Annotated in this window: 19 protein-coding genes; 13 read left to right on the forward strand and 6 right to left on the reverse strand. The window is 42.7% G+C overall.

The window, feature by feature from the left end:
- Positions 1-15 precede the first annotated feature (15 nt).
- The 10 genes from eno to rpoS all read left to right on the forward strand — a co-directional run bounded on the left by eno (position 16) and on the right by rpoS (position 8,250).
- Positions 16-1,311, forward strand: coding sequence for a phosphopyruvate hydratase (gene eno / locus AC0L46_RS12895; protein ID WP_414680349.1), 1,296 nt, complete (start codon positions 16-18; stop codon positions 1,309-1,311).
- Positions 1,312-1,417: 106 nt separating this feature from the next.
- Positions 1,418-1,696 carry an FtsB family cell division protein gene (locus AC0L46_RS12900; RefSeq protein ID WP_414680348.1) on the forward strand — a complete coding sequence of 93 codons (279 nt, stop codon included), beginning with the start codon at positions 1,418-1,420 and terminating at the stop codon, positions 1,694-1,696.
- Positions 1,693-2,406 carry a 2-C-methyl-D-erythritol 4-phosphate cytidylyltransferase gene (gene ispD, locus AC0L46_RS12905; RefSeq protein ID WP_473504113.1) on the forward strand — a complete coding sequence of 238 codons (714 nt, stop codon included), beginning with the start codon at positions 1,693-1,695 and terminating at the stop codon, positions 2,404-2,406. The genes AC0L46_RS12900 and ispD overlap by 4 nt, the downstream gene beginning before the upstream one ends.
- Before the next feature lie 18 nt (positions 2,407-2,424).
- Positions 2,425-2,946 (forward strand): 2-C-methyl-D-erythritol 2,4-cyclodiphosphate synthase, encoded by a 522-nt coding sequence (gene ispF, locus AC0L46_RS12910; RefSeq protein WP_473504115.1) that lies wholly within the window; start codon positions 2,425-2,427, stop codon positions 2,944-2,946.
- Complete coding sequence (gene truD, locus AC0L46_RS12915; protein WP_473504117.1) at positions 2,943-4,037, forward strand: tRNA pseudouridine(13) synthase TruD; 1,095 nt, start codon at positions 2,943-2,945, stop codon at positions 4,035-4,037. Before ispF ends, truD begins: the two co-directional genes overlap by 4 nt.
- Entirely contained in the window at positions 4,015-4,761 is a 747-nt protein-coding gene (gene surE / locus AC0L46_RS12920) for a 5'/3'-nucleotidase SurE (protein ID WP_473504119.1), read from the forward strand. Before truD ends, surE begins: the two co-directional genes overlap by 23 nt.
- A 53-nt stretch (positions 4,762-4,814) precedes the next feature.
- The gene (locus tag AC0L46_RS12925; protein ID WP_473504121.1) at positions 4,815-5,423 is read left to right on the forward strand and encodes a protein-L-isoaspartate(D-aspartate) O-methyltransferase; all 609 of its coding nucleotides are present in this window, start codon (positions 4,815-4,817) and stop codon (positions 5,421-5,423) included.
- Positions 5,416-6,336 carry a DUF368 domain-containing protein gene (locus AC0L46_RS12930; protein ID WP_473504123.1) on the forward strand — a complete coding sequence of 307 codons (921 nt, stop codon included), beginning with the start codon at positions 5,416-5,418 and terminating at the stop codon, positions 6,334-6,336. Before AC0L46_RS12925 ends, AC0L46_RS12930 begins: the two co-directional genes overlap by 8 nt.
- Before the next feature lie 17 nt (positions 6,337-6,353).
- On the forward strand, positions 6,354-7,220 hold the full coding sequence (locus AC0L46_RS12935; RefSeq protein WP_473507148.1) for a peptidoglycan DD-metalloendopeptidase family protein: 867 nt from the start codon (positions 6,354-6,356) through the stop codon (positions 7,218-7,220).
- Between the two features lie 31 nt (positions 7,221-7,251).
- Positions 7,252-8,250, forward strand: a complete 999-nt coding sequence (gene rpoS, locus AC0L46_RS12940; RefSeq protein ID WP_414680340.1) for an RNA polymerase sigma factor RpoS — start codon at positions 7,252-7,254, stop codon at positions 8,248-8,250.
- A gap of 81 nt (positions 8,251-8,331) precedes the next feature.
- Here the strand turns inward: rpoS and AC0L46_RS12945 are convergent, their stop codons facing one another.
- A complete protein-coding gene (locus tag AC0L46_RS12945) occupies positions 8,332-9,783 on the reverse strand; it encodes an AhpA/YtjB family protein (protein WP_473504126.1) in 1,452 nt (483 codons plus the stop codon).
- A 145-nt stretch (positions 9,784-9,928) separates the two neighbouring features.
- Between AC0L46_RS12945 and serB the strand changes: the two genes are divergently transcribed.
- Positions 9,929-10,840, forward strand: a complete 912-nt coding sequence (serB, locus tag AC0L46_RS12950) for a phosphoserine phosphatase SerB (RefSeq protein ID WP_473504128.1) — start codon at positions 9,929-9,931, stop codon at positions 10,838-10,840.
- Between the two features lie 83 nt (positions 10,841-10,923).
- Entirely contained in the window at positions 10,924-11,856 is a 933-nt protein-coding gene (locus AC0L46_RS12955) for a LysR family transcriptional regulator (protein WP_414680337.1), read from the forward strand.
- A gap of 43 nt (positions 11,857-11,899) precedes the next feature.
- Here AC0L46_RS12955 and AC0L46_RS12960 read toward each other — a convergent pair whose 3' ends face one another.
- From AC0L46_RS12960 to AC0L46_RS12980, 5 genes are all read right to left on the reverse strand, one after another.
- Positions 11,900-13,093 (reverse strand): molybdopterin molybdotransferase MoeA, encoded by a 1,194-nt coding sequence (locus AC0L46_RS12960; RefSeq protein WP_473504130.1) that lies wholly within the window; start codon positions 13,091-13,093, stop codon positions 11,900-11,902.
- Position 13,094: 1 nt separating this feature from the next.
- Positions 13,095-13,634 carry a molybdenum cofactor biosynthesis protein B gene (moaB, locus tag AC0L46_RS12965; protein WP_473504132.1) on the reverse strand — a complete coding sequence of 180 codons (540 nt, stop codon included), beginning with the start codon at positions 13,632-13,634 and terminating at the stop codon, positions 13,095-13,097.
- Positions 13,635-13,646: 12 nt separating this feature from the next.
- The gene (moaA, locus tag AC0L46_RS12970) at positions 13,647-14,657 is read right to left on the reverse strand and encodes a GTP 3',8-cyclase MoaA (protein WP_473504134.1); all 1,011 of its coding nucleotides are present in this window, start codon (positions 14,655-14,657) and stop codon (positions 13,647-13,649) included.
- A 102-nt stretch (positions 14,658-14,759) separates the two neighbouring features.
- Positions 14,760-15,839: a tRNA epoxyqueuosine(34) reductase QueG gene (gene queG / locus AC0L46_RS12975; protein ID WP_473504136.1), complete on the reverse strand. Its 1,080-nt coding sequence runs from the start codon at positions 15,837-15,839 to the stop codon at positions 14,760-14,762.
- 59 nt (positions 15,840-15,898) lie between these two features.
- On the reverse strand, positions 15,899-16,159 hold the full coding sequence (locus AC0L46_RS12980) for a hypothetical protein (protein WP_024025190.1): 261 nt from the start codon (positions 16,157-16,159) through the stop codon (positions 15,899-15,901).
- A gap of 428 nt (positions 16,160-16,587) precedes the next feature.
- Between AC0L46_RS12980 and AC0L46_RS12985 the strand changes: the two genes are divergently transcribed.
- Positions 16,588-18,300 carry an acetolactate synthase 3 large subunit gene (locus tag AC0L46_RS12985; protein WP_414680777.1) on the forward strand — a complete coding sequence of 571 codons (1,713 nt, stop codon included), beginning with the start codon at positions 16,588-16,590 and terminating at the stop codon, positions 18,298-18,300.

Genomic DNA, 18,300 nt, shown 5'->3' on the forward strand with positions numbered 1-18,300 from the left:
TTAAAGAGGTTTGTTATGAGTCAGATCGTTGATATTAAAGGCAGAGAAGTTCTAGATTCTCGTGGTAATCCAACAGTAGAAGCAGACGTAATTCTTGCGGATGGTTCTGTGGGTTCTGCGTGTGCTCCATCTGGTGCGTCTACAGGTTCTCGTGAAGCTTTGGAATTACGTGACGGTGATAAAAGTCGTTACCTAGGTAAAGGCGTATTGAAAGCGGTTGCGGCTGTAAATGGTCCAATTCGTGACGCTTTGATTGGTAAAGATGCACTTGCTCAAGCAGAGCTTGATAAGATCATGATCGATCTAGATGGCACAGAAAACAAATCTACATTTGGTGCAAATGCTATTTTGGCTGTTTCTTTGGCAGCAGCAAAAGCAGCAGCAATCTCCAAAAAAGTACCTTTATATGTTCATATTGCTGACATCAACGGCACACCAGGTGTTTATTCCATGCCTGTTCCTATGATGAACATCATCAATGGTGGTGAGCACGCAGACAACAACGTTGATATTCAAGAGTTTATGATTCAGCCAGTTGGCGCGCCTAACTTCCGTGAAGCATTGCGTTACGGTGCAGAAATCTTCCACGCATTGAAAAAAGTACTAAGTGCTCGTGGTTTGAATACTGCTGTAGGTGATGAAGGTGGTTTTGCTCCAAACCTTGCTTCTAACGCAGAAGCATTGGCTGTAATCAAAGAAGCAGTATCTGCAGCTGGTTACGAGCTTGGTAAAGACATCACATTAGCGATGGACTGTGCTGCTTCTGAATTCTACGAAGATGGTCAGTACAACCTAAAAGGTGAAGGTAAAGTATTCACTTCAGAAGGTTTCTCTGATTACTTGGCTGAGCTTTGTGAAGCTTACCCAATCGTTTCTATCGAAGATGGCTTGAATGAATCTGACTGGGAAGGTTTTGCTTACCAAACTAAGATTCTTGGCGACAAAATTCAGCTAGTAGGTGACGATTTGTTCGTAACGAACACTAAGATCCTTAAGCGTGGTATTGATGAAGGTATCGCAAACTCTATCTTGATCAAATTTAACCAAATTGGTTCTTTGACTGAAACACTAGAAGCGATCAAAATGGCGAAAGCAGCAGGTTACACTGCAGTTATTTCTCACCGTTCTGGTGAAACTGAAGACGCGACTATCGCTGATTTGGCTGTTGGTACAGCAGCAGGTCAAATTAAAACGGGTTCTCTATGCCGTTCAGACCGTGTTTCTAAGTACAACCAATTGTTGCGTATTGAAGAACAATTAGGTGGCAAAGCTCCTTATAAAGGTCTTTCTGAGATCAAAGGTCAGGCGTAACATTACCTTGATCTGAAAAAGGGAGAACTTTGTTCTCCCTTTTTTATACTTTTTTAACTCAATTCCCTTAATATAAGGGAATCTTTTTTTAGTCATTGAGGATGTTATGACGCGTTTGTTACTAGCCTTTTTTGTCTGTGCTGTTGGTTACCAAGCCTATCATTTGTACTTTGGTGATCAAGGGATAAAGAGACAAGAGGAATTGGCAAAACAAATTGCTTATCAAGAACGCATAAATCAGCGTTTGAAACATCGAAATGATGCGCTTAGAGCTCAAGTCGAAGACCTTCGCCTTGGTGAAGAAGCGGTGGAAGAGCATGTCCGCACAGAGCTGCAATACATTAAAGATGGTGAGATTTTTTATCGGATGGTGAATAAAAAATGACGCAATCTTTATGGGTAGTGATTCCCGCTGCAGGTGTTGGTCAGCGCATGCAAGCCGACTGTCCTAAACAATATTTACCGCTTGCAGGGCAAAGTATTTTAGATCGAACCATTGCCATTTTTTTATCGCATCCTGCTATTTCTGGCGTGGCCGTTGGCATAGGTCAGGATGATGCTTATTGGTCGGAATCTAAGTGGTTTCATCATGCGGATGTGCATTCGTTTGTGGGCGGTAAAGAACGCAGTGATACTGTATTAAAAGGTTTGGATTTTTTATCGACCTTTACTGACGTTACGCAAGACGTTCTAGTACACGATGCTGCACGACCTTTATTAACTCATGCTGCATTAGACAGAGTGATCGCTCATAAATCTGAGCAGGGCGCACTTTTGGCTATGCCAGCAAGAGATACAATAAAACTGCAATTGTCTGAGTCTTTGTCTGTTGATAAAACATTAGATAGAAACTCAATATGGTTGGCTCAGACGCCTCAAAAATTCCCCATAGATACACTTCATAAGGCTTTACTAGAAGCCCAGAGAAAAGGCCTTGCCGTGACAGACGAATGTTCTGCAATGGAGTTTATGGGGTATCATCCAGATTTCTTAATGGGAGAAAGTAGTAACATTAAGGTGACTTTGCCAGAAGACTTATTAATTGCTGAGGCACTATTTTCTTACCTTCATTCTTCCACTACAAAAGACAGTTAATTTTCAGGAGTTGTTATTATGATGCCATTTCGAATTGGTCATGGTTTTGATGTTCACAAATTTGGTGAAGGTGACCATATCGTTTTAGGTGGTGTTTCGATTCCTTATTCGCACGGTTTGGTGGCCCATTCAGATGGCGATGTGGCTTTACATGCGTTAACCGATGCTTTACTTGGTGCTGCTGCATTGGGTGATATAGGTAAACTCTTTCCAGATACGGATGCTGAGTTTGCTGGAGCAGACAGTCGTGTATTATTAAAACGTGCTTATCAGGAAGTGATGGCATTAGGCTTTTTAGTTGGCAATGTGGACGTTACTATCATTGCTGAAGCTCCTAAAATGCGCCTTCATATCGATGCAATGCGAGCAAATATTGCAGAAGATTTAGCGATAGATATTGGTGCCGTTAATGTCAAAGCAACCACAACAGAAAAGCTTGGCTTTACAGGTCGCAAAGAAGGCATTGCAGTTGAAGCGGTCGCGCTCATTTTTCAACAAGCTCAATGTAATTTAGAGCTTTCTAGTCAAGGTAAAGTATGAATACTGAATGGCGATACGCTTGGTCTAAACCTATTGCGACAGGTGACCTGAAGACACACGTTCAGGATTTTTATGTTGAAGAGCAGTTAGGTTTTGAGCCAGATGGAAAAGGCGAATTCTGCTTTGTTTTTATCGAAAAAGAAGGCGTTAATACCGATTTCCTTGCTAAGCGATTGGCTCAGGTTGCTGGCATTGCACCCAATAAAGTGACTTACAGTGGTGTGAAAGATCGTCATGCTTGTACGCGCCAATGGTTCTGCTTGCATGTATTGAATGAAGAACCTGATCTTTCCAGTATTCAAGAAGCCTTTAGAGAGCCGGAAAATGTTCGTGTGATTGCACAGCTTAGGCATTCCAAAAAACTTCGTACAGGAGCACATGCGTCAAACCGTTTTGTTATTCGCTTACGTGGCATCGCTGGCGACTTGAACGATCTTGAAAGCCGTTTACATCTTATAAAAGAAGGCGGTGTTCCTAATTATTACGGCCCTCAGCGTTTTGGTATTAATGGTAATAATTTAGTTAACGGTAAGAGCTTTGTACTAAAAGGGCGACAAAGCCGTCGGAAACTTTCTAAGACAGAATCGTTTTGGTTATCTGCTATACGTTCTTGGTGCTTTAACCAAGCATTAAGTGATCAGGTTGAAAATGGCATGTGGTCTCGTTTATGTGATGGCGATATCGCGCAATTTCAGCGTAAAGATGAGCAGTTCCGAGCGAAAGATTTAAGTGCGCTAATTTACCTAAGTGTGATGCGAGGGGAAATTAGTCCTGTTTTGCCATTAATCAGTGAAGGCTGGGAGGCAGGAACAGGCCCTCAGCGTGAGAAAGCCATTAAAGATTCTTTAGCCGATAATTGGGATTTAGCTGAAGCTCTGTTAGGGTTTGATCTTTCAAGAGACAGCCGCTTGGCTCGCCTTGTGCCAATGAATATGGCTTGGGAATTGCTTAAAGAAACAGAAGGAAATACACAATTGATCGTGGAGTTTTCGTTACCTAAAGGCTGTTTTGCGACCAGTATATTGCGCGAAATGATAGATTTTACGGACAAGTCGATAGAGAAACACCATGAGAATATTGATCGCGAATGATGATGGGATTGATGCTCTTGGCATACAAACCTTAGTAAAACATTTAGAGCAGCAATACGAAGTTTTAACCGTAGCACCAGATCGCAATCGTAGTGGCGCGAGTAATTCATTAACGCTGACGCGACCTTTGCAGCCAGTAGAAGTGGCAGAGCACAGCTATCGTGTTGATGGAACACCAACGGACTGCGTGAACTTAGCTTTGTCTGGTATGATTGATGGTCATGTTGACCTAGTTGTGTCAGGTATTAATCATGGGCCTAATTTAGGCGATGATGTTATTTATTCAGGAACAGTTGCGGCAGCAATGGAAGCACGTCATCTGGGGCGTCCTGCGTTGGCGGTTTCTTTGGTGGGGAATCAACACTTCGATACGGCAGCGAAGGTGATTCTTCAGTTACTAGAGGATTCACATACTCTTGTATTGCCAGCGGGTATTTTGCTGAACATCAATGTTCCGGATCTTCCTTACGAAGAACTGAAAGGCTTGCAGGTAACTCGTCTTGGTTATCGTCATCAAGCCCAAGCGCCGATTTCGGCACAGCACCCTAGAGGTTTACCTAGTTTTTGGATTGGTGCGTTATCTGAGCCTCATGATAGCTCTGACGGCACAGACTTTTGGGCTGTCGAAAATGGTTATGTTTCGATTACTCCAATTCATACGGATATGACTTGCTATGATGCGCAGTCACCTCTTAAAAAATGGACAGACACATTAGCGTTATGAGCCAACATGATCTTAATGGGTTAATTACACATACCGAACCTAGAGCTTCTAAAATGGTTCAGCAACTCAAGGATGAAGGGATTTCTCATGAAGCCTTGTTGTCTTTGATGGAAGCCATTCCTCGCCATGAATTTGTCGAACCTGCTTTTTCTCATCTTGCTTATTCTGCAACCCCTTTACCAATTGGGCGCAACCAAACCATTAGTCAACCACTGACAGTGGCGAGAATGACAGAATGGTTATTGTCCTATGCGCGTCTTGGTCGCGTCTTAGAAGTGGGGACGGGCTCTGGCTATCAGACTCGTATTTTGGCTCATTTCTTCAATAAAGTGCACACGGTTGAGCGTCAGAAACGTCTTCACGAACAAGCTAAAGAGCGACTCTCTTCAATGGGCGTGAACAATGTCGAATATTTATTTGGCGATGGACAAGCAGGTTGGCCTAATAAAGTTGAAATGGATGCCGTTATTATTACTGCAATGGCAAGTAAAATACCGCTCCCGCTAACTAATTGCTTAAAACAACAAGGTATTTTGATTATGCCAATTGATCATCCAACGCCACAAATTGGTTGTTGGAGGAAAGAAGGCGATCGTTGGAAATGCCTAGGTACAGAGTCAGCGCACTTTGTGCCTTTACTAGAAGGAACGGAACATGCCTAAAGGGCTAAAAATCTATCTGAGTGGCTTGTTGATGGGAGCTGCTGATGTTGTGCCTGGTGTATCCGGCGGTACGATTGCTTTTATTTTAGGTGTTTATGATCGTTTAATTTCAGCATTAAGTAGAGTGAATAAAGACAGTGTAAAAATGCTTTTAAAGGCAGATTTTAAAGCGCTTTGGTTGTATTTTGATGGCACTTTTCTTTTGTTGCTTGGAAGCGGAATTTTAACCAGTATTTTTATATTAGCTGGATTCGTCACCTATTTATTAGAAGTTTATCCAAGTTATTTATGGAGTTTTTTCTTTGGCCTTATTTTGGCTTCTGCAAAGTTACTTATTAATCAAATACAGGGATTTAATTGGCGACACTTTCTAATAATGGTGCTGGGCGCAGGCGTTGGTATGAGCCTTTCCTTATTAGTTCCGACACAATTTAATACATCGCTTTCAATGGTGTTTTTCTCGGGAATGGTGGCGATTTGCGCAATGATTTTGCCTGGTATTTCAGGGAGCTTTTTACTGCTAATGATGGGCATGTATGGCTTTATTTTGTCTGCTATTAAGAGTTTTGACTTACTTGTTATCAGTATCTTCTCTGCGGGAGCATTAATTGGCTTGCTAAGCTTCTCTAAAATACTGAATTATTTGCTGAATAGGGCGCGGTTCATGACTTTGGCGGCTCTTACTGGTGTTATGCTTGGAGCACTGGTAAAGGTGTGGCCATGGAAAGTCGTGACGGAATGGATGCTCTTGTCTGACAAAAAAATACCACTTGAAGAGTCTTTAGTATTACCTTGGGGTGTTCCAAATTTTCATTTTTTGACAAGTTTTGCCTATCCAGTGTTGTTCATTTTGGTAGGGTTTTTGAGCGTAATTCTCATTTCTTACATATTTTTACGAAACTCGGACAAATAGAAATATTTAACCGAAAAATGATAATCGAGGTAAAAAATATCTTAAGTGCTTCTATTAAAAAGTGTGGCGAAATAAAGCGGATAAATATTTTTTGTCAGCTGGCTTTGTTGTGCTTTTTATTAACAGGATGCTCTTATGAAGTACTGCATTATTCAGATAAAAATAACGCATCTTATTCCTCAAATAATGCAAGAGTTGCTTCCGTTCCTTCTTCTGGATATCACCGAGTTCAAGGTGGGGATACCCTGTTTTCTATAGCTTTCCGCTACGGTTTGGATTATCGAGAACTGGCAAGATTTAATCGAATCGATGCTCCATATGTGATTTACCCTAACCAGAAAATTAAACTTTCAGGTGCTAAGACTGCTGTTGCAAAAGCATCAAATAGCACAGCCAAAACAACGACATCAACTCCTACAGAAGTGAAGAAAACACCGCCGAAAACGGCAACGACAAGTACACCTAAAAGCGTGGTCAAAGAGCCAATTACAGATACAAAAGATGACAAACCTGTGGGTGATTGGTCATGGCCAGTGGATGGAGCGGTTGTCAGAGGGTTTTCAAATGCTGGCGTTAGTAGTAAAGGTATAGACATCAAAGCTGAAGAGGGTGCTTTGGTAAAAGCTGCAGCTAGCGGCACGGTTGTTTATGCTGGCAGCGGTTTAATAGGATATGGGAACTTGGTCATTGTTAAACACAATGATATTTATTTAAGTGCATACGCCTATAACGAAAGAATTTTAGTTAAGGAAAAGCAGAACGTTAAAGCTGGAGACTCTTTGGCAGTGATTGGTGGTAAAGGTGAGGATCGACCTTTGCTTCATTTTGAAGTGCGCCGAGATGGGCAGCCAATAGATCCAGTAAGTGTTTTACCCAGAAAATAATTAAGCGATGTAAGCGGATTAAGGAGGGGACATGAAATTGGCCAATGTGGAAAAGGAAACTCAAAAAGTAATCGGTTCAACAGATTTTGATCTTGATGCGCCTGTTGATGATTATGATGAAAATGCCATTGATGAAGAATTTGAGTCGGCTGTTAGTTCTCGATATGCAGAGACAGACAGTGGACGAAATTTAGACGTAACTCAGATGTATCTGAGCGAGATTGGCTTTTCGCCTTTGTTAACTGCTGAAGAAGAAGTTTACTATGCTCGCCTTGCGTTAAAAGGGGATGAGAAAGCCCGTAAGCGTATGATCGAAAGTAATCTACGCCTTGTTGTAAAGATTTCTCGTCGTTACCTTAATCGTGGCTTGTCGTTGTTAGATCTTATTGAAGAAGGCAACTTAGGTCTGATTCGAGGTGTTGAGAAGTTTGATCCTGAGCGAGGCTTTCGCTTCTCAACTTATGCTACTTGGTGGATTCGTCAAACCATTGAACGCGCTATCATGAATCAAACCAGAACCATTCGATTGCCTATTCATGTGGTAAAAGAGCTCAATGTTTACTTAAGAGCAGCTCGTGAGCTAACCCAGAAGCTTGATCATGAGCCAAGCCCAGAAGAAATTGCGGCTATGCTGGATTGTCCTGTAGAGGACGTTCAGAAGATGTTACGTCTTAATGAGCGTGTTAGCTCTATCGATTCTTCATTTGGTGGAGAAAACAACGACAAGAGCCTTGTGGATGTGTTGGCTGATGAGCATCAGCAAAACCCTGAAGCGGAAAGACAAACTGGTGATGTGCTACAAGGTATCGAGCATTGGCTGGATGAGTTGAGTGAGAAACAAAGAGACGTGATCACTCGTCGCTTTGGTTTACGCGGCCATGAAGCAAGCACGCTTGAAAATGTAGGCATTGAAATTGGTTTAACTCGTGAGCGAGTTCGTCAAATTCAAGTGGAAGCCCTACGAAAACTGCGCTCAATAATGGATAAAGAAGGCCTTTCTTTAGATGATGTGATTAGCTTAGATAATTAATTTTCTAAGCTAAAACCGAAAAACCACATGATGAAATATTCTTTTAGAGTCTTTCATCATGTGGTTTTTTTATTTTAAGACTTACTCAACATGGGTTATTTTTTCAACGTGAGCTTGAATCTGTTTTTTGTACTTATCTGACATGCCTTTCACTTCATAAGCCAAGACTTCGCTTTCATCCACTTCTATGATTTCAGGAAGCCCTGTAAACACTCTGTTTTGAATGTAGGATAAGGTGAAAATATCATCGCTGATAACAAGCTTGTTCATGCTTTCTGATTGGCTGAGCTGATCAACGCTCCTCAATAGTGCTTCGATCTTCTCAGGCTCAAAAACACTTTCTTTTACCATGGTTGTGATATGTGGGTTGCCTTGATGAAGACCTAGGTGGAAGTTCAACTTTGGTGTGTCTGAATACAACTCGTTTTCCAGTAACTTTTCGATGAGCTCTAAGAAAAGCTGTGCTGAGCTTACCGCGTCTGTGTAGAGGTTATCTTCACTGTTTATAGCGCTGAAAAGTATGATAGCTGAGTCATTTTCGTATTGATGAACCTGACCTTGATAAGCCTCACTTGCTTGAAAAATTGCACGGTAGATGGGGGTTAATAGGTTAGCGACCTGTAATGGCGTCATATTTTCGTGCCATTCTTCAAGGTTGGTAATGTTGAAATAAAGCAGGCAACTGCGTTGTTTTGATTCTTCAAATATAGCGTCGAAGTTAATTTCAAATTGTGCCTTTTTCTCGGTTTCCACTACAGGCTCAGTTTTTGTGCTGTTGTCTTGTTCTGTTGTATTGGCTTTAGAGGCTTTCTCAAGTGACTTTTTAGAACGCTTCATTTGTTGAACTTGATGAATGGTCTCACACAACTCTCTTGCTTCTTTGTACACCGGTGACGGAAGAGGATAGGCGTTTTCTCCTCGCTGATAGGAGTCTAGAGCGTCTTTTGCATGATTTATGGGAGCAAACAACCATCGAGTTAATAGGGTGATGAGTAATAGGGCAATGGCGCTGGTGAAAATGGCCACACCAATTAATAGGTTGTTGAGGTGTTGTAGTGTCGCTTGTGCTGGGGTTTTGTCCAAAGTGATTAATACGTGTCCAACAATTTCATCTCTGAATTTGATGCTGGAGCTATAAACCCTGCGTTGTTCATTTGGTCGGAGATCTTGTTCAGATAAACTGGATGCTGAACCGCTGTTGGCTTCTGCTAGGAGTTCATCTTTTTTGTTATAAACGCGAGCGCTAAGAATATTGTCGTCGACGACTAATCGATTCAGCAGCACATTTAAGCTTAATAGATCATTTGTCAGGATGGATTGTGTTGCGTTGAAAGCCGCTTGAGTGGCTAAACTACTACCTAAGACCTCAGTTTGCTGAGATAAATAATTACCTAGAGCATGAGTCATGGTGTACCAAAAAATACACACTGTCAGAATCATAAGAGAAACAAAAGCGGCAACATTAACGACGGCGGCGCTCAGTTTTTTATGAATTAATGCAGCAATTACTTTGGTTTTAGGCTGGGTGTCCATTCACTTCCTTTAGGTAACTCATAGAACAATGTTTAAAGTATACACATCATAACGGCTATTTTCTGAATTCTTTAAAGTAGAACAGGTGCTTAGCGAAAAGAAAACGATTTGTTATAGTAGGCGTCTTATTGAATTAGGAGCGCTTATGTCTGCCAGTATTACACTTATTGGTTCTTTGAACCCTGAATATCTAGAACAATTTAACACATGGTTAGGTAAGCGTGGATTGGCGGGCACGCCAAAAGTATTAACTGACGATCAAGACCTTGTCTCAGTGATTCAAATCGCGTTACAAGGCTCTGTTGAAGACAAGGCGACTTTGCAAGCGGAGCTGTTGGCTCTGTCTGATGAAACGGGTGTAGATCATATTTTTCAATCCACACTTTTAGATATACGCAAAGCGGGCGTTGCGGTATTTGATATGGATTCCACCTTGATTAAAGCCGAGGTGATGGATGAATTGGCTGTGGATGCTGGCATTGGCGAGCAAATAGCCGCAGTAACAGCAAGTGCGATGCGTGGTGAAATTGATTTCGTAGAAAGCTTTGTTCAGCGCCTTGCACTTTTAAAGGGTTTAAGCAGCGATGTGATGGACGGTGTTTATAAAAGAATTCAACACATGGATGGCATTTCGACTCTGATGAAGGTGTTGCATCATTATGGCTGGCATACTGCTATTTTATCCGGTGGTTTTACCTATTTCGCTGATCGCGTTCAGGCGGAATATGGCATGTCAGAAGTACACGCAAACGTATTGGAAATTCAAGATAATGCTCTAACGGGTAAGCATCTGGGGCCAATTGTTGATGGTGAACGCAAAAAGTTGCTCTTAACGAATATAGTTGAACAGCAAAAAGTGAGCTGGGATCAAACCATTGCTTGTGGTGATGGTGCGAACGATCTTTTAATGTTGAATCACGCCGCGTTAGGTGTTGCTTTGCACGCGAAACCTTTGGTTCGTAAACAAGCACCGTGCCCAATGAACAACCTTGGTCTGAATGGCATTTTGTACTTATTAGGCATGACATCCGAAGAGATTCGAGCTGTATTAGCCTAAACCTTTACTTCTGTTAGTGTCACCTTGAAAAGCTTGTTATGATTCCTAGTTATAATGATAACAATATGAGCTGAGGTGATACTGTGTCGGAGATAAAGCTATCTGATATTGATTTGAATTTGTTGTATGTTTTTCAAGTATTAACTGAAGAGCTCAATGTGACGAAAGCAGCGACTCGGCTTAAGGTGTCTCAACCTGCGGTGAGTCGTTCTTTGTCTCGTTTAAGAGAAGTATTCGACGACCCTTTATTCACCAGAACATCCCACGGCTTATCTGCCACGGTCAAAACACAAACCCTAGCGCCGCTTTTAAAAGAAATGCTAAAAGGCTTAGAAAGCCTAATTCAGCCTAGCGAGTTTGTGCCGCATACCAGCCAGCGACGATTCGTTTTATCAACCACAGATTTTGGTACCTTAACGGTGCTGCCTAAAATTCTTGATCAATTCCGTCAACAAGCGCCAGACGCGATCCTAGATGTGAAGTCTTGGAATGAAGACATGGTGATGGACTTGGATCAAACAAATATTGACCTTGCTGTTTCTGTGCTATCAAAAGAGCCACCAGCAGGCATTCGTGCCATGCGTTTGCAAAGTGACAAAATGGTCTGTTTGGCTCGTAAAGGGCATCCTGCTATTCAAGGGGAATTGACCTTGGACAACTACTTAAAAGCGAATCATGTACAAGTTGTATTAGGGCGTCGAGAGTATTTTGCGGTGGACAGAGAATTGGACAAAATGGGCTACAAGCGAAATGTAGCCGTTCATTTACCTAACTTTGTTCCTGCTGCAAGAATGGTAATGAGCAGCGACTTATTGCTCACCGTGCCGCGACTATTTGCGGAAGATATGGTGGAAGGCACTTCTGAAATGGCTCTCTATGAATTGCCATTTGCAACACGAGAGTTTGATTATTCGATGATTTGGCATGAGCGCTTTCAACATGACGCCGCCCATATCTGGTTTAGAGGATTATTAAGGCAAGCTTTTATAGATGTTTCGAGTGAACCAAACGCCTAGTAAGTTTCATTTGATAGGCGCTTGATTCGACTTGCATGATGAACTAAAAACCATTGAAGGGATAAAACGAGTAGGAACATCCGTATTCAATCGGCGTGTTGGCTTTAATATGCAGATAGCCTTGGCTTTCACAAGCCGCTAGCAAAGCACCAGAGCTTTGTTGTGGGTGAGCATAAGCTAAACCATCATCACCTATAGCGACACGTATGAATTCATCTCGCTGGATGGTTTTGGTACGGTTGAAGCCTGCATCAACCAAATAAGGTTGAGGACGGTTAGCCACTTGCCCAGAACAGACAGAAAGCAACAGCCTTGCAAACCAATGGAAAGTCACAAGTGTTGAACTCGGGTTGCCAGGTAAACCAATAAAGGGAATGCCATCAAGCGAAGCATGAACCAAAGGTTTTCCCGGTTTAATCGCTATTTTCCAAAGATGCACTGTGCCTAGTTTTTCAAGCACCGTTTTTACATGATCTTCTTCACCAACAGAAACGCCTCCCGAAGATAAAATCACATCAGAAGAAGCCATTAACGTTTTAAGCGTTGCTTCTGTGTCTTCTGGTGTGTCTGCAGCATGAAGGCATTGAGAAACCAGATGGCCAGCTTGAGTGACCAAAGCGCTTAACATTGGTCCATTCGAGTTGAAAATTTGCCCTGGCGCTAAGTTTTCTCCAGCAGGAATAAGCTCGTCTCCGGTCGTGAGTATGCCCACACGCAGCGGTTTATATACGCTGACTTGTGTAATGCCTAAACTGGAAAGTAAGCCAATGTGCATTGGTGTTAATTTCTGACCTGCTTTAGCAACCGTTTGTCCTGCTTTGATGTCTTGACCTTTGGGGCGAATATTATCTTGGCTTGGCGGTTGCTGGTTAAAAATGACTTTACCGTTAACTGCCTGAGCCTCTTCTTGCATGACAACCGTATCCGCACCTTCAGGAATGCTCGCGCCAGTAAAAATACGTGCACATGTACCCGCTTCAAGAGGCGTTGGGTGTTGTCCTGCAGGAACTCGCTGACTGATCACAAAGCTTTTGCCTGCTTGCCAGTCTTTCGCTGCTAGTGCATAACCATCCATTGCGCTGTTGTCATAAGGCGGCACAAAGATATTGGCGACAATATCCTTAGCGAGAATTCTGCCGGTTGCATTAGGCAAAGCAATTACTTCATCTGAAACACGCAGACTTGCGCTTTCTTCGATGGCTTTCAGTGCTTCTTCGAAGGCGAGTAAAGTCGACATATTAAGCCCCGTGTTGAGCGGACTCATAAGGCCCGATTAGCATGCTGACAAAGTTACAAGGTCTGTGAGAAGCATCAAGTTGCTCTTTTAAAATGCCATTCCAAGCCGTTTTACAGGCGCCTGTGGAACCGGGCAAACAGAAAACAAGAGTTTGATTTGCTAGTCCAGCCACTGCACGTGATTGAATCGTAGAGGTGCCGATTTCGCCATAAGAAATGTGTCTGAATAGCTCTCCGAAACCTTCGATGGTTTTATCAAACAATGGCATCATGGCTTCCGGTGTGCTGTCTCGTGAATAAAAACCAGTGCCGCCAGTGATCAAGACAACATGAACGGCTTCATCCGCAATCCAATTGGAAACAACCGCGCGCATCTGATAAACGTCGTCTTTTACCAGCTTTCTTTCTGCAAGTGTGTGTCCAGCTTCTGTGAGTAATTCAATAAGTGCGTTGCCGGATGTGTCTTCGGCAATGGTTCGAGTGTCAGATACGGTTAACACGCTGATGTTTAACGGACGAAATGGAGTGGGTGTCTTAGCCATGAGATTCCTTCTTTAGCCTCCTGTTGCGCTCATAAAACGCAATATTTGAGGGGCTTCATCTAGATTAAAATGATGTTGTTGGGGTTTGAGCGCCAATGCTTCAATAATGGCGTTCTCTAATTCTTTTGAGCTGTCTAATGCGTCATTTTGCATGCTGCTGCGAATGACGCTTTTTAAATCTTTTGAATGTTCGTTGCCTAAGCAAAGTAATAAACGGCCTTCAACAGTGAGTCGAACGCGATTACAGGTATCGCAGAAGTTATGACTGTGAGGTGAAATTACGCCGACTTTGTGGCTTGATCCAGCAACGTGATAGTAGCGAGTAGGGCCGCCTGTTTTGATATCGCTTGGCGTTAATCTGTAATGCTTGCTTAATGCGTCGATAACATCATCACTGGATAAATAGGTTTCGGCACGATTGTGATCAGTAATAACACCAAGCGGCATTTCTTCAATGAAGCTGATGTCCATGTTGTGGTCTAGTGCAAACTTGGTGAGATCATACAGCTCATCATCATTATGATTCTTCATCATGACGCTGTTGATTTTTAACCGTTTAAAAGGGAGTTTGCTGGCCGCTTCGATTCCTTTGATAACCTGTTGGAATTTGTCTTTTCTGGTTAAGGCGAAAAAGCGGTCTGCTTTTAAGGTATCCAAACTAATATTGATACGGGAAATGCCAATGTCGTAAAGGCTCTGCGCCATTTTATAAAGCTGAGAGCCGTTGGTTGTGATGGTTAGCTCTTCGAGACCTTCGGTGTTGGCAATTTGTTCTAACGCCCAAAGTACATTCTTACGAACTAAAGGTTCACCGCCAGTAATACGAATGTGTTTGGTGCCCATACGAATAAAGGTTTTCGCCACATGCACGATTTCTTCCAAAGATAAAACCTGTTCTCTAGAGAGAAAAGTCACGTCTTCGTCCATGCAGTAGGTACAGCGAAAATCACATTTATCGGTGACCGAAATGCGTAAGTAATCGATTTTTCGACCAAAGGGATCGATAAGGGCGTCCGTTATCAAAAAAATACCTCACAATATAAGCCTCTATCAAAGCAAAAAACGGCTAATTAAGCAAAGCAGTAGAAGGATATAGGCGTTATTTTTTGTCGTTATTTCAAAAGATTAAAGCGAGTTTTGATGTTGCTGAAGTGCCCAGATGACATGCTCTTTTACCAGTTCAGATGAAGTGGAAAGAGCGTTTTGTAATGTAGTAATCGTTAGCTCGCTGGTGGGCGCATTGCCTAAAGCAACGGCGATATTGCGTCGCCAGTTTTCATAACCCGTGCGTCGAATAGGAGAGCCTTCAGTATTCTTTAGAAAAGTTGCTTCGTCCCACTCAAATAAAGTAACAAGATCCGCTGAGTCCAAATCGTGTCTTGGCTGAAAGTCGTCTTCTTCTGTGTATTTGGCGAATTTCGTCCAAGGGCAAACCAGTTGGCAATCATCACAGCCGAAAATACGATTCCCCATTTTGCTGCGTAAGTCTTCAGGAATCGGACCTTTGTGTTCAATGGTTAAATAGGAAATGCATTTGCCAGCATCTAAAACCCAAGGTTCAACAAAAGCATCGGTAGGGCACTGAGTTAAGCAAGCAGTGCAACTTCCGCAATGTCGATCTTTTGTTGGCTTATCAACAGGAAGAGGGAGGTTGGTAAAAATCTCACCTAATAAAAACCAGCTGCCTGCTTTTGGTGTTAACAACAATGTGTTTTTGCCAATCCAACCCATTCCCGCTTGCTCGGCAATTTGTCTTTCCAAAACGGGAGCGCTGTCAACAAAAGCACGGTAACCATGATCGCCTACTTGTTGTTCAATCTTTTTCGCTAATTGAGTGAGGCGCTTGCGTATCAGCTTATGGTAATCACGACCTAAGGCGTATCGAGCAATATAGGCTTTGTCTTTGGTTTTTAAACGGCTTACAGTTTCTACGGACTGAGGCAAGTAATGCATGCGTAGGGAAATAATACGTCTTGTACCGGGGTGAAGTTGTTCAGGGTAGAAGCGCATATCACCATGATTGGCGAGATAATCCATTCCGGCGTGATATTCTTGATCGAGCCATTGCTTGAATTCGTCTTTATACTGGGCGAGGTCAGGTTCGACAATGCGAGCTTCCGCAAAGCCAAATTCTATTGCCCATGATTTAATATCATCAGCAAGAGTTTGTAGTTCTTCTGGGCTGGATAAAAACGAAGGAAGCAAGTGAATACCGAAATAACTGACACTAGGCCGGAAACGAGCCTAGTGTGAAAGAGCAAAAATTAGTAAAGCAAAGAGTCACCTTTAACAACGTCCATCAACAATTTGATAAACATACGATCCGCTTCTGTATGATCTTCTTGGATCTTCAAAGTCGTCTGATTAGAGACTTCTTCAGCGATGCGTTGGTAAGCATTTGGCTCGTTGATGTTTTCCTTAGCGATACGGACTAATTCACCAGCAAGTTCTGGATCCATCAACATTTTACGAAAACAGCGTAAAAATTCATCAATAACTCGTTGTTTGTTGAGCTCATTAGCCATGGTAAAACTCCTAATAAAATAATCTCGCTATGACACCACGAAGTGCCTGTTAGAGCAAGTTTTTCTGCGCGTTTTACTTGCTTTGTGTTGACAAAAAATAGACGCGAAGCCAGAATAGAGCCCATATAATTCGACGACACCCAGTCGATGTTTTTCTTTTTGGGCCACTAGCCTATCTCAGTCAGATTCGTTCTGATAAGCACAAGTATAATTTGGCGCAATACTGTCATTTTGTACTTCTCCTCGCGAAAAGACGCGGGCAGTGTAAAAACTGCGATTTCTTGCGTTTGAGTACTTCTATTTTAGTCGTTACCTCAGTTAGTTTTGCAAACTTCGTTCTATCAACTTTAATCTGCTTGTCTTATGCGGTTACAATAGCCGCACTTAAAAAAATTAAAAGACAGATGAATACTATAGAGGGTAACAAGGTGGAGTTATTATCCGGTGGTGAAATGATCGCCCGCTTCCTCAAAGATGAGGGAGTAGAATACATTTATGGCTACCCAGGTGGTGCCGCACTTCATATTTACGATGCTTTACATCGTCAATCTGATGTAAAGCATGTTCTGGTTAGACATGAGCAAGCAGCAACGCACATGGCAGATGGTTATGCGCGAGCTACGGGTAAAGCAGGTACCGTTCTAGTTACCTCTGGCCCAGGTGCAACCAATACGGTAACAGGCATCGCGACGGCTTATATGGATTCTATCCCTATGGTTGTAATCTGCGGTCAGGTAATGAGTTATCTGATTGGTGAAGACGCGTTCCAAGAAACCGATATGGTAGGTGTTTCCCGTCCTATCGTGAAACACAGCTTTACCGTCAAGCATGCATCAGAAATTCCAATGATCTTGAAAAAGGCATATCACATTGCAAGCACTGGCCGACCAGGTCCTGTGGTTGTCGATGTACCAAAAGATATGACCATGCCAAGTGAAAAGTTTGAATACAAATACCCAGAGTCTGTTTCACTGCGCTCTTATACACCTCCAACCAAAGGCCACAGCGGTCAAATTAAGAAAGCGGTTGATTTGTTGTTAGCGGCAAAGCGTCCAATTATCTACGCTGGCGGTGGTGTTATCATGGGCGGCGCTTCTGATTTGCTGGTTAAACTAGCGAAATCATTGAACGTACCGGTAACGAATACCTTGATGGGCTTAGGCGGATTCCCTGGAACGGATAAGCAATTCGTTGGCATGTTAGGCATGCACGGCAGTTACGAAGCAAACATGACCATGCATCATAGTGATGTCATTTTGGCGGTTGGCGCACGTTTCGATGACCGCGTAACAAACGACCCAGATAAATTCTGCCCAGGCGCGAAGATCGTTCATATCGATATCGACCCAGCGGCGATTTCTAAAACGATTCGTGCAGATGTGCCAATTGTTGGCCCTGTGACGCAAGTTTTAGAAGAAATGTTGTCTTTGATCGAAGGTCAAACGTCTAACACTGAAGCCTTGGTTAACTGGTGGAAGCAAATTAATGAATGGCGTGCTGTCCACGGCGGTCGCTACGACACAACGAGCGAAAAGATCAAGCCTCAAGCTGCAATCGAAGCTTGTTGGAGAGCAACCAAAGGGGATGCCTTTGTTGCCTCTGATGTTGGTCAGCACCAAATGTTTGCTGCTCAATACTACAAATTCGATAAACCAAATCGCTGGGTAAACTCTGGTGGTTTAGGAACAATGGGTTTTGGTTTACCTGCTGCCATGGGCGTTAAAATGAGTTTCCCTGAGGAAACCGTTGTTTGTGTAACAGGTGAAGGCAGTATTCAAATGAATATCCAAGAGCTTTCAACCTGTTTGCAGTATGGTTTGCCAGTCAAAATCCTATGTTTGAATAACGGTTACTTGGGCATGGTTCGCCAGTGGCAAGACATGAACTACGAAGGTCGTTACTCGAATTCGTATTTGGATTCACTGCCAGACTTCAAAGTATTGATGGACGCATACCGTCACAAATACGTTGAGATCAGAAGCAAAGACGAACTTGATGCCAAGATGGAAGAAGCGTTTGCCATGACAGACCAACTTGTTTTCATCAACTGTTATGTAGATCCAGAAGAGCATGTATATCCAATGCAAGTACCTCGTGGTGCGATGCGCGATATGTTCTTGAGCAAGACGGAGCGAACCTAA

The organism is Marinomonas sp. 15G6-16, from assembly GCF_055809555.1.

What these genes read in the sequence shown, in the direction of transcription:
- surE (WP_473504119.1), top strand. Translation starts at nt 4,015, where the DNA reads ATGAGAATATTGATCGCGAATGATGATGGGATTGATGCTCTTGGCATA.
- AC0L46_RS12900 (WP_414680348.1), top strand. Translation starts at nt 1,418, where the DNA reads ATGACGCGTTTGTTACTAGCCTTTTTTGTCTGTGCTGTTGGTTACCAA.
- eno (WP_414680349.1), top strand. Translation starts at nt 16, where the DNA reads ATGAGTCAGATCGTTGATATTAAAGGCAGAGAAGTTCTAGATTCTCGT.
- moaB (WP_473504132.1), bottom strand. Translation starts at nt 13,634, where the DNA reads ATGGCTAAGACACCCACTCCATTTCGTCCGTTAAACATCAGCGTGTTA.
- AC0L46_RS12935 (WP_473507148.1), top strand. Translation starts at nt 6,354, where the DNA reads ATGATAATCGAGGTAAAAAATATCTTAAGTGCTTCTATTAAAAAGTGT.
- truD (WP_473504117.1), top strand. Translation starts at nt 2,943, where the DNA reads ATGAATACTGAATGGCGATACGCTTGGTCTAAACCTATTGCGACAGGT.
- AC0L46_RS12925 (WP_473504121.1), top strand. Translation starts at nt 4,815, where the DNA reads ATGGTTCAGCAACTCAAGGATGAAGGGATTTCTCATGAAGCCTTGTTG.
- AC0L46_RS12980 (WP_024025190.1), bottom strand. Translation starts at nt 16,159, where the DNA reads ATGGCTAATGAGCTCAACAAACAACGAGTTATTGATGAATTTTTACGC.
- ispF (WP_473504115.1), top strand. Translation starts at nt 2,425, where the DNA reads ATGATGCCATTTCGAATTGGTCATGGTTTTGATGTTCACAAATTTGGT.
- AC0L46_RS12930 (WP_473504123.1), top strand. Translation starts at nt 5,416, where the DNA reads ATGCCTAAAGGGCTAAAAATCTATCTGAGTGGCTTGTTGATGGGAGCT.
- AC0L46_RS12960 (WP_473504130.1), bottom strand. Translation starts at nt 13,093, where the DNA reads ATGTCGACTTTACTCGCCTTCGAAGAAGCACTGAAAGCCATCGAAGAA.
- ispD (WP_473504113.1), top strand. Translation starts at nt 1,693, where the DNA reads ATGACGCAATCTTTATGGGTAGTGATTCCCGCTGCAGGTGTTGGTCAG.
- AC0L46_RS12945 (WP_473504126.1), bottom strand. Translation starts at nt 9,783, where the DNA reads ATGGACACCCAGCCTAAAACCAAAGTAATTGCTGCATTAATTCATAAA.
- rpoS (WP_414680340.1), top strand. Translation starts at nt 7,252, where the DNA reads ATGAAATTGGCCAATGTGGAAAAGGAAACTCAAAAAGTAATCGGTTCA.
- serB (WP_473504128.1), top strand. Translation starts at nt 9,929, where the DNA reads ATGTCTGCCAGTATTACACTTATTGGTTCTTTGAACCCTGAATATCTA.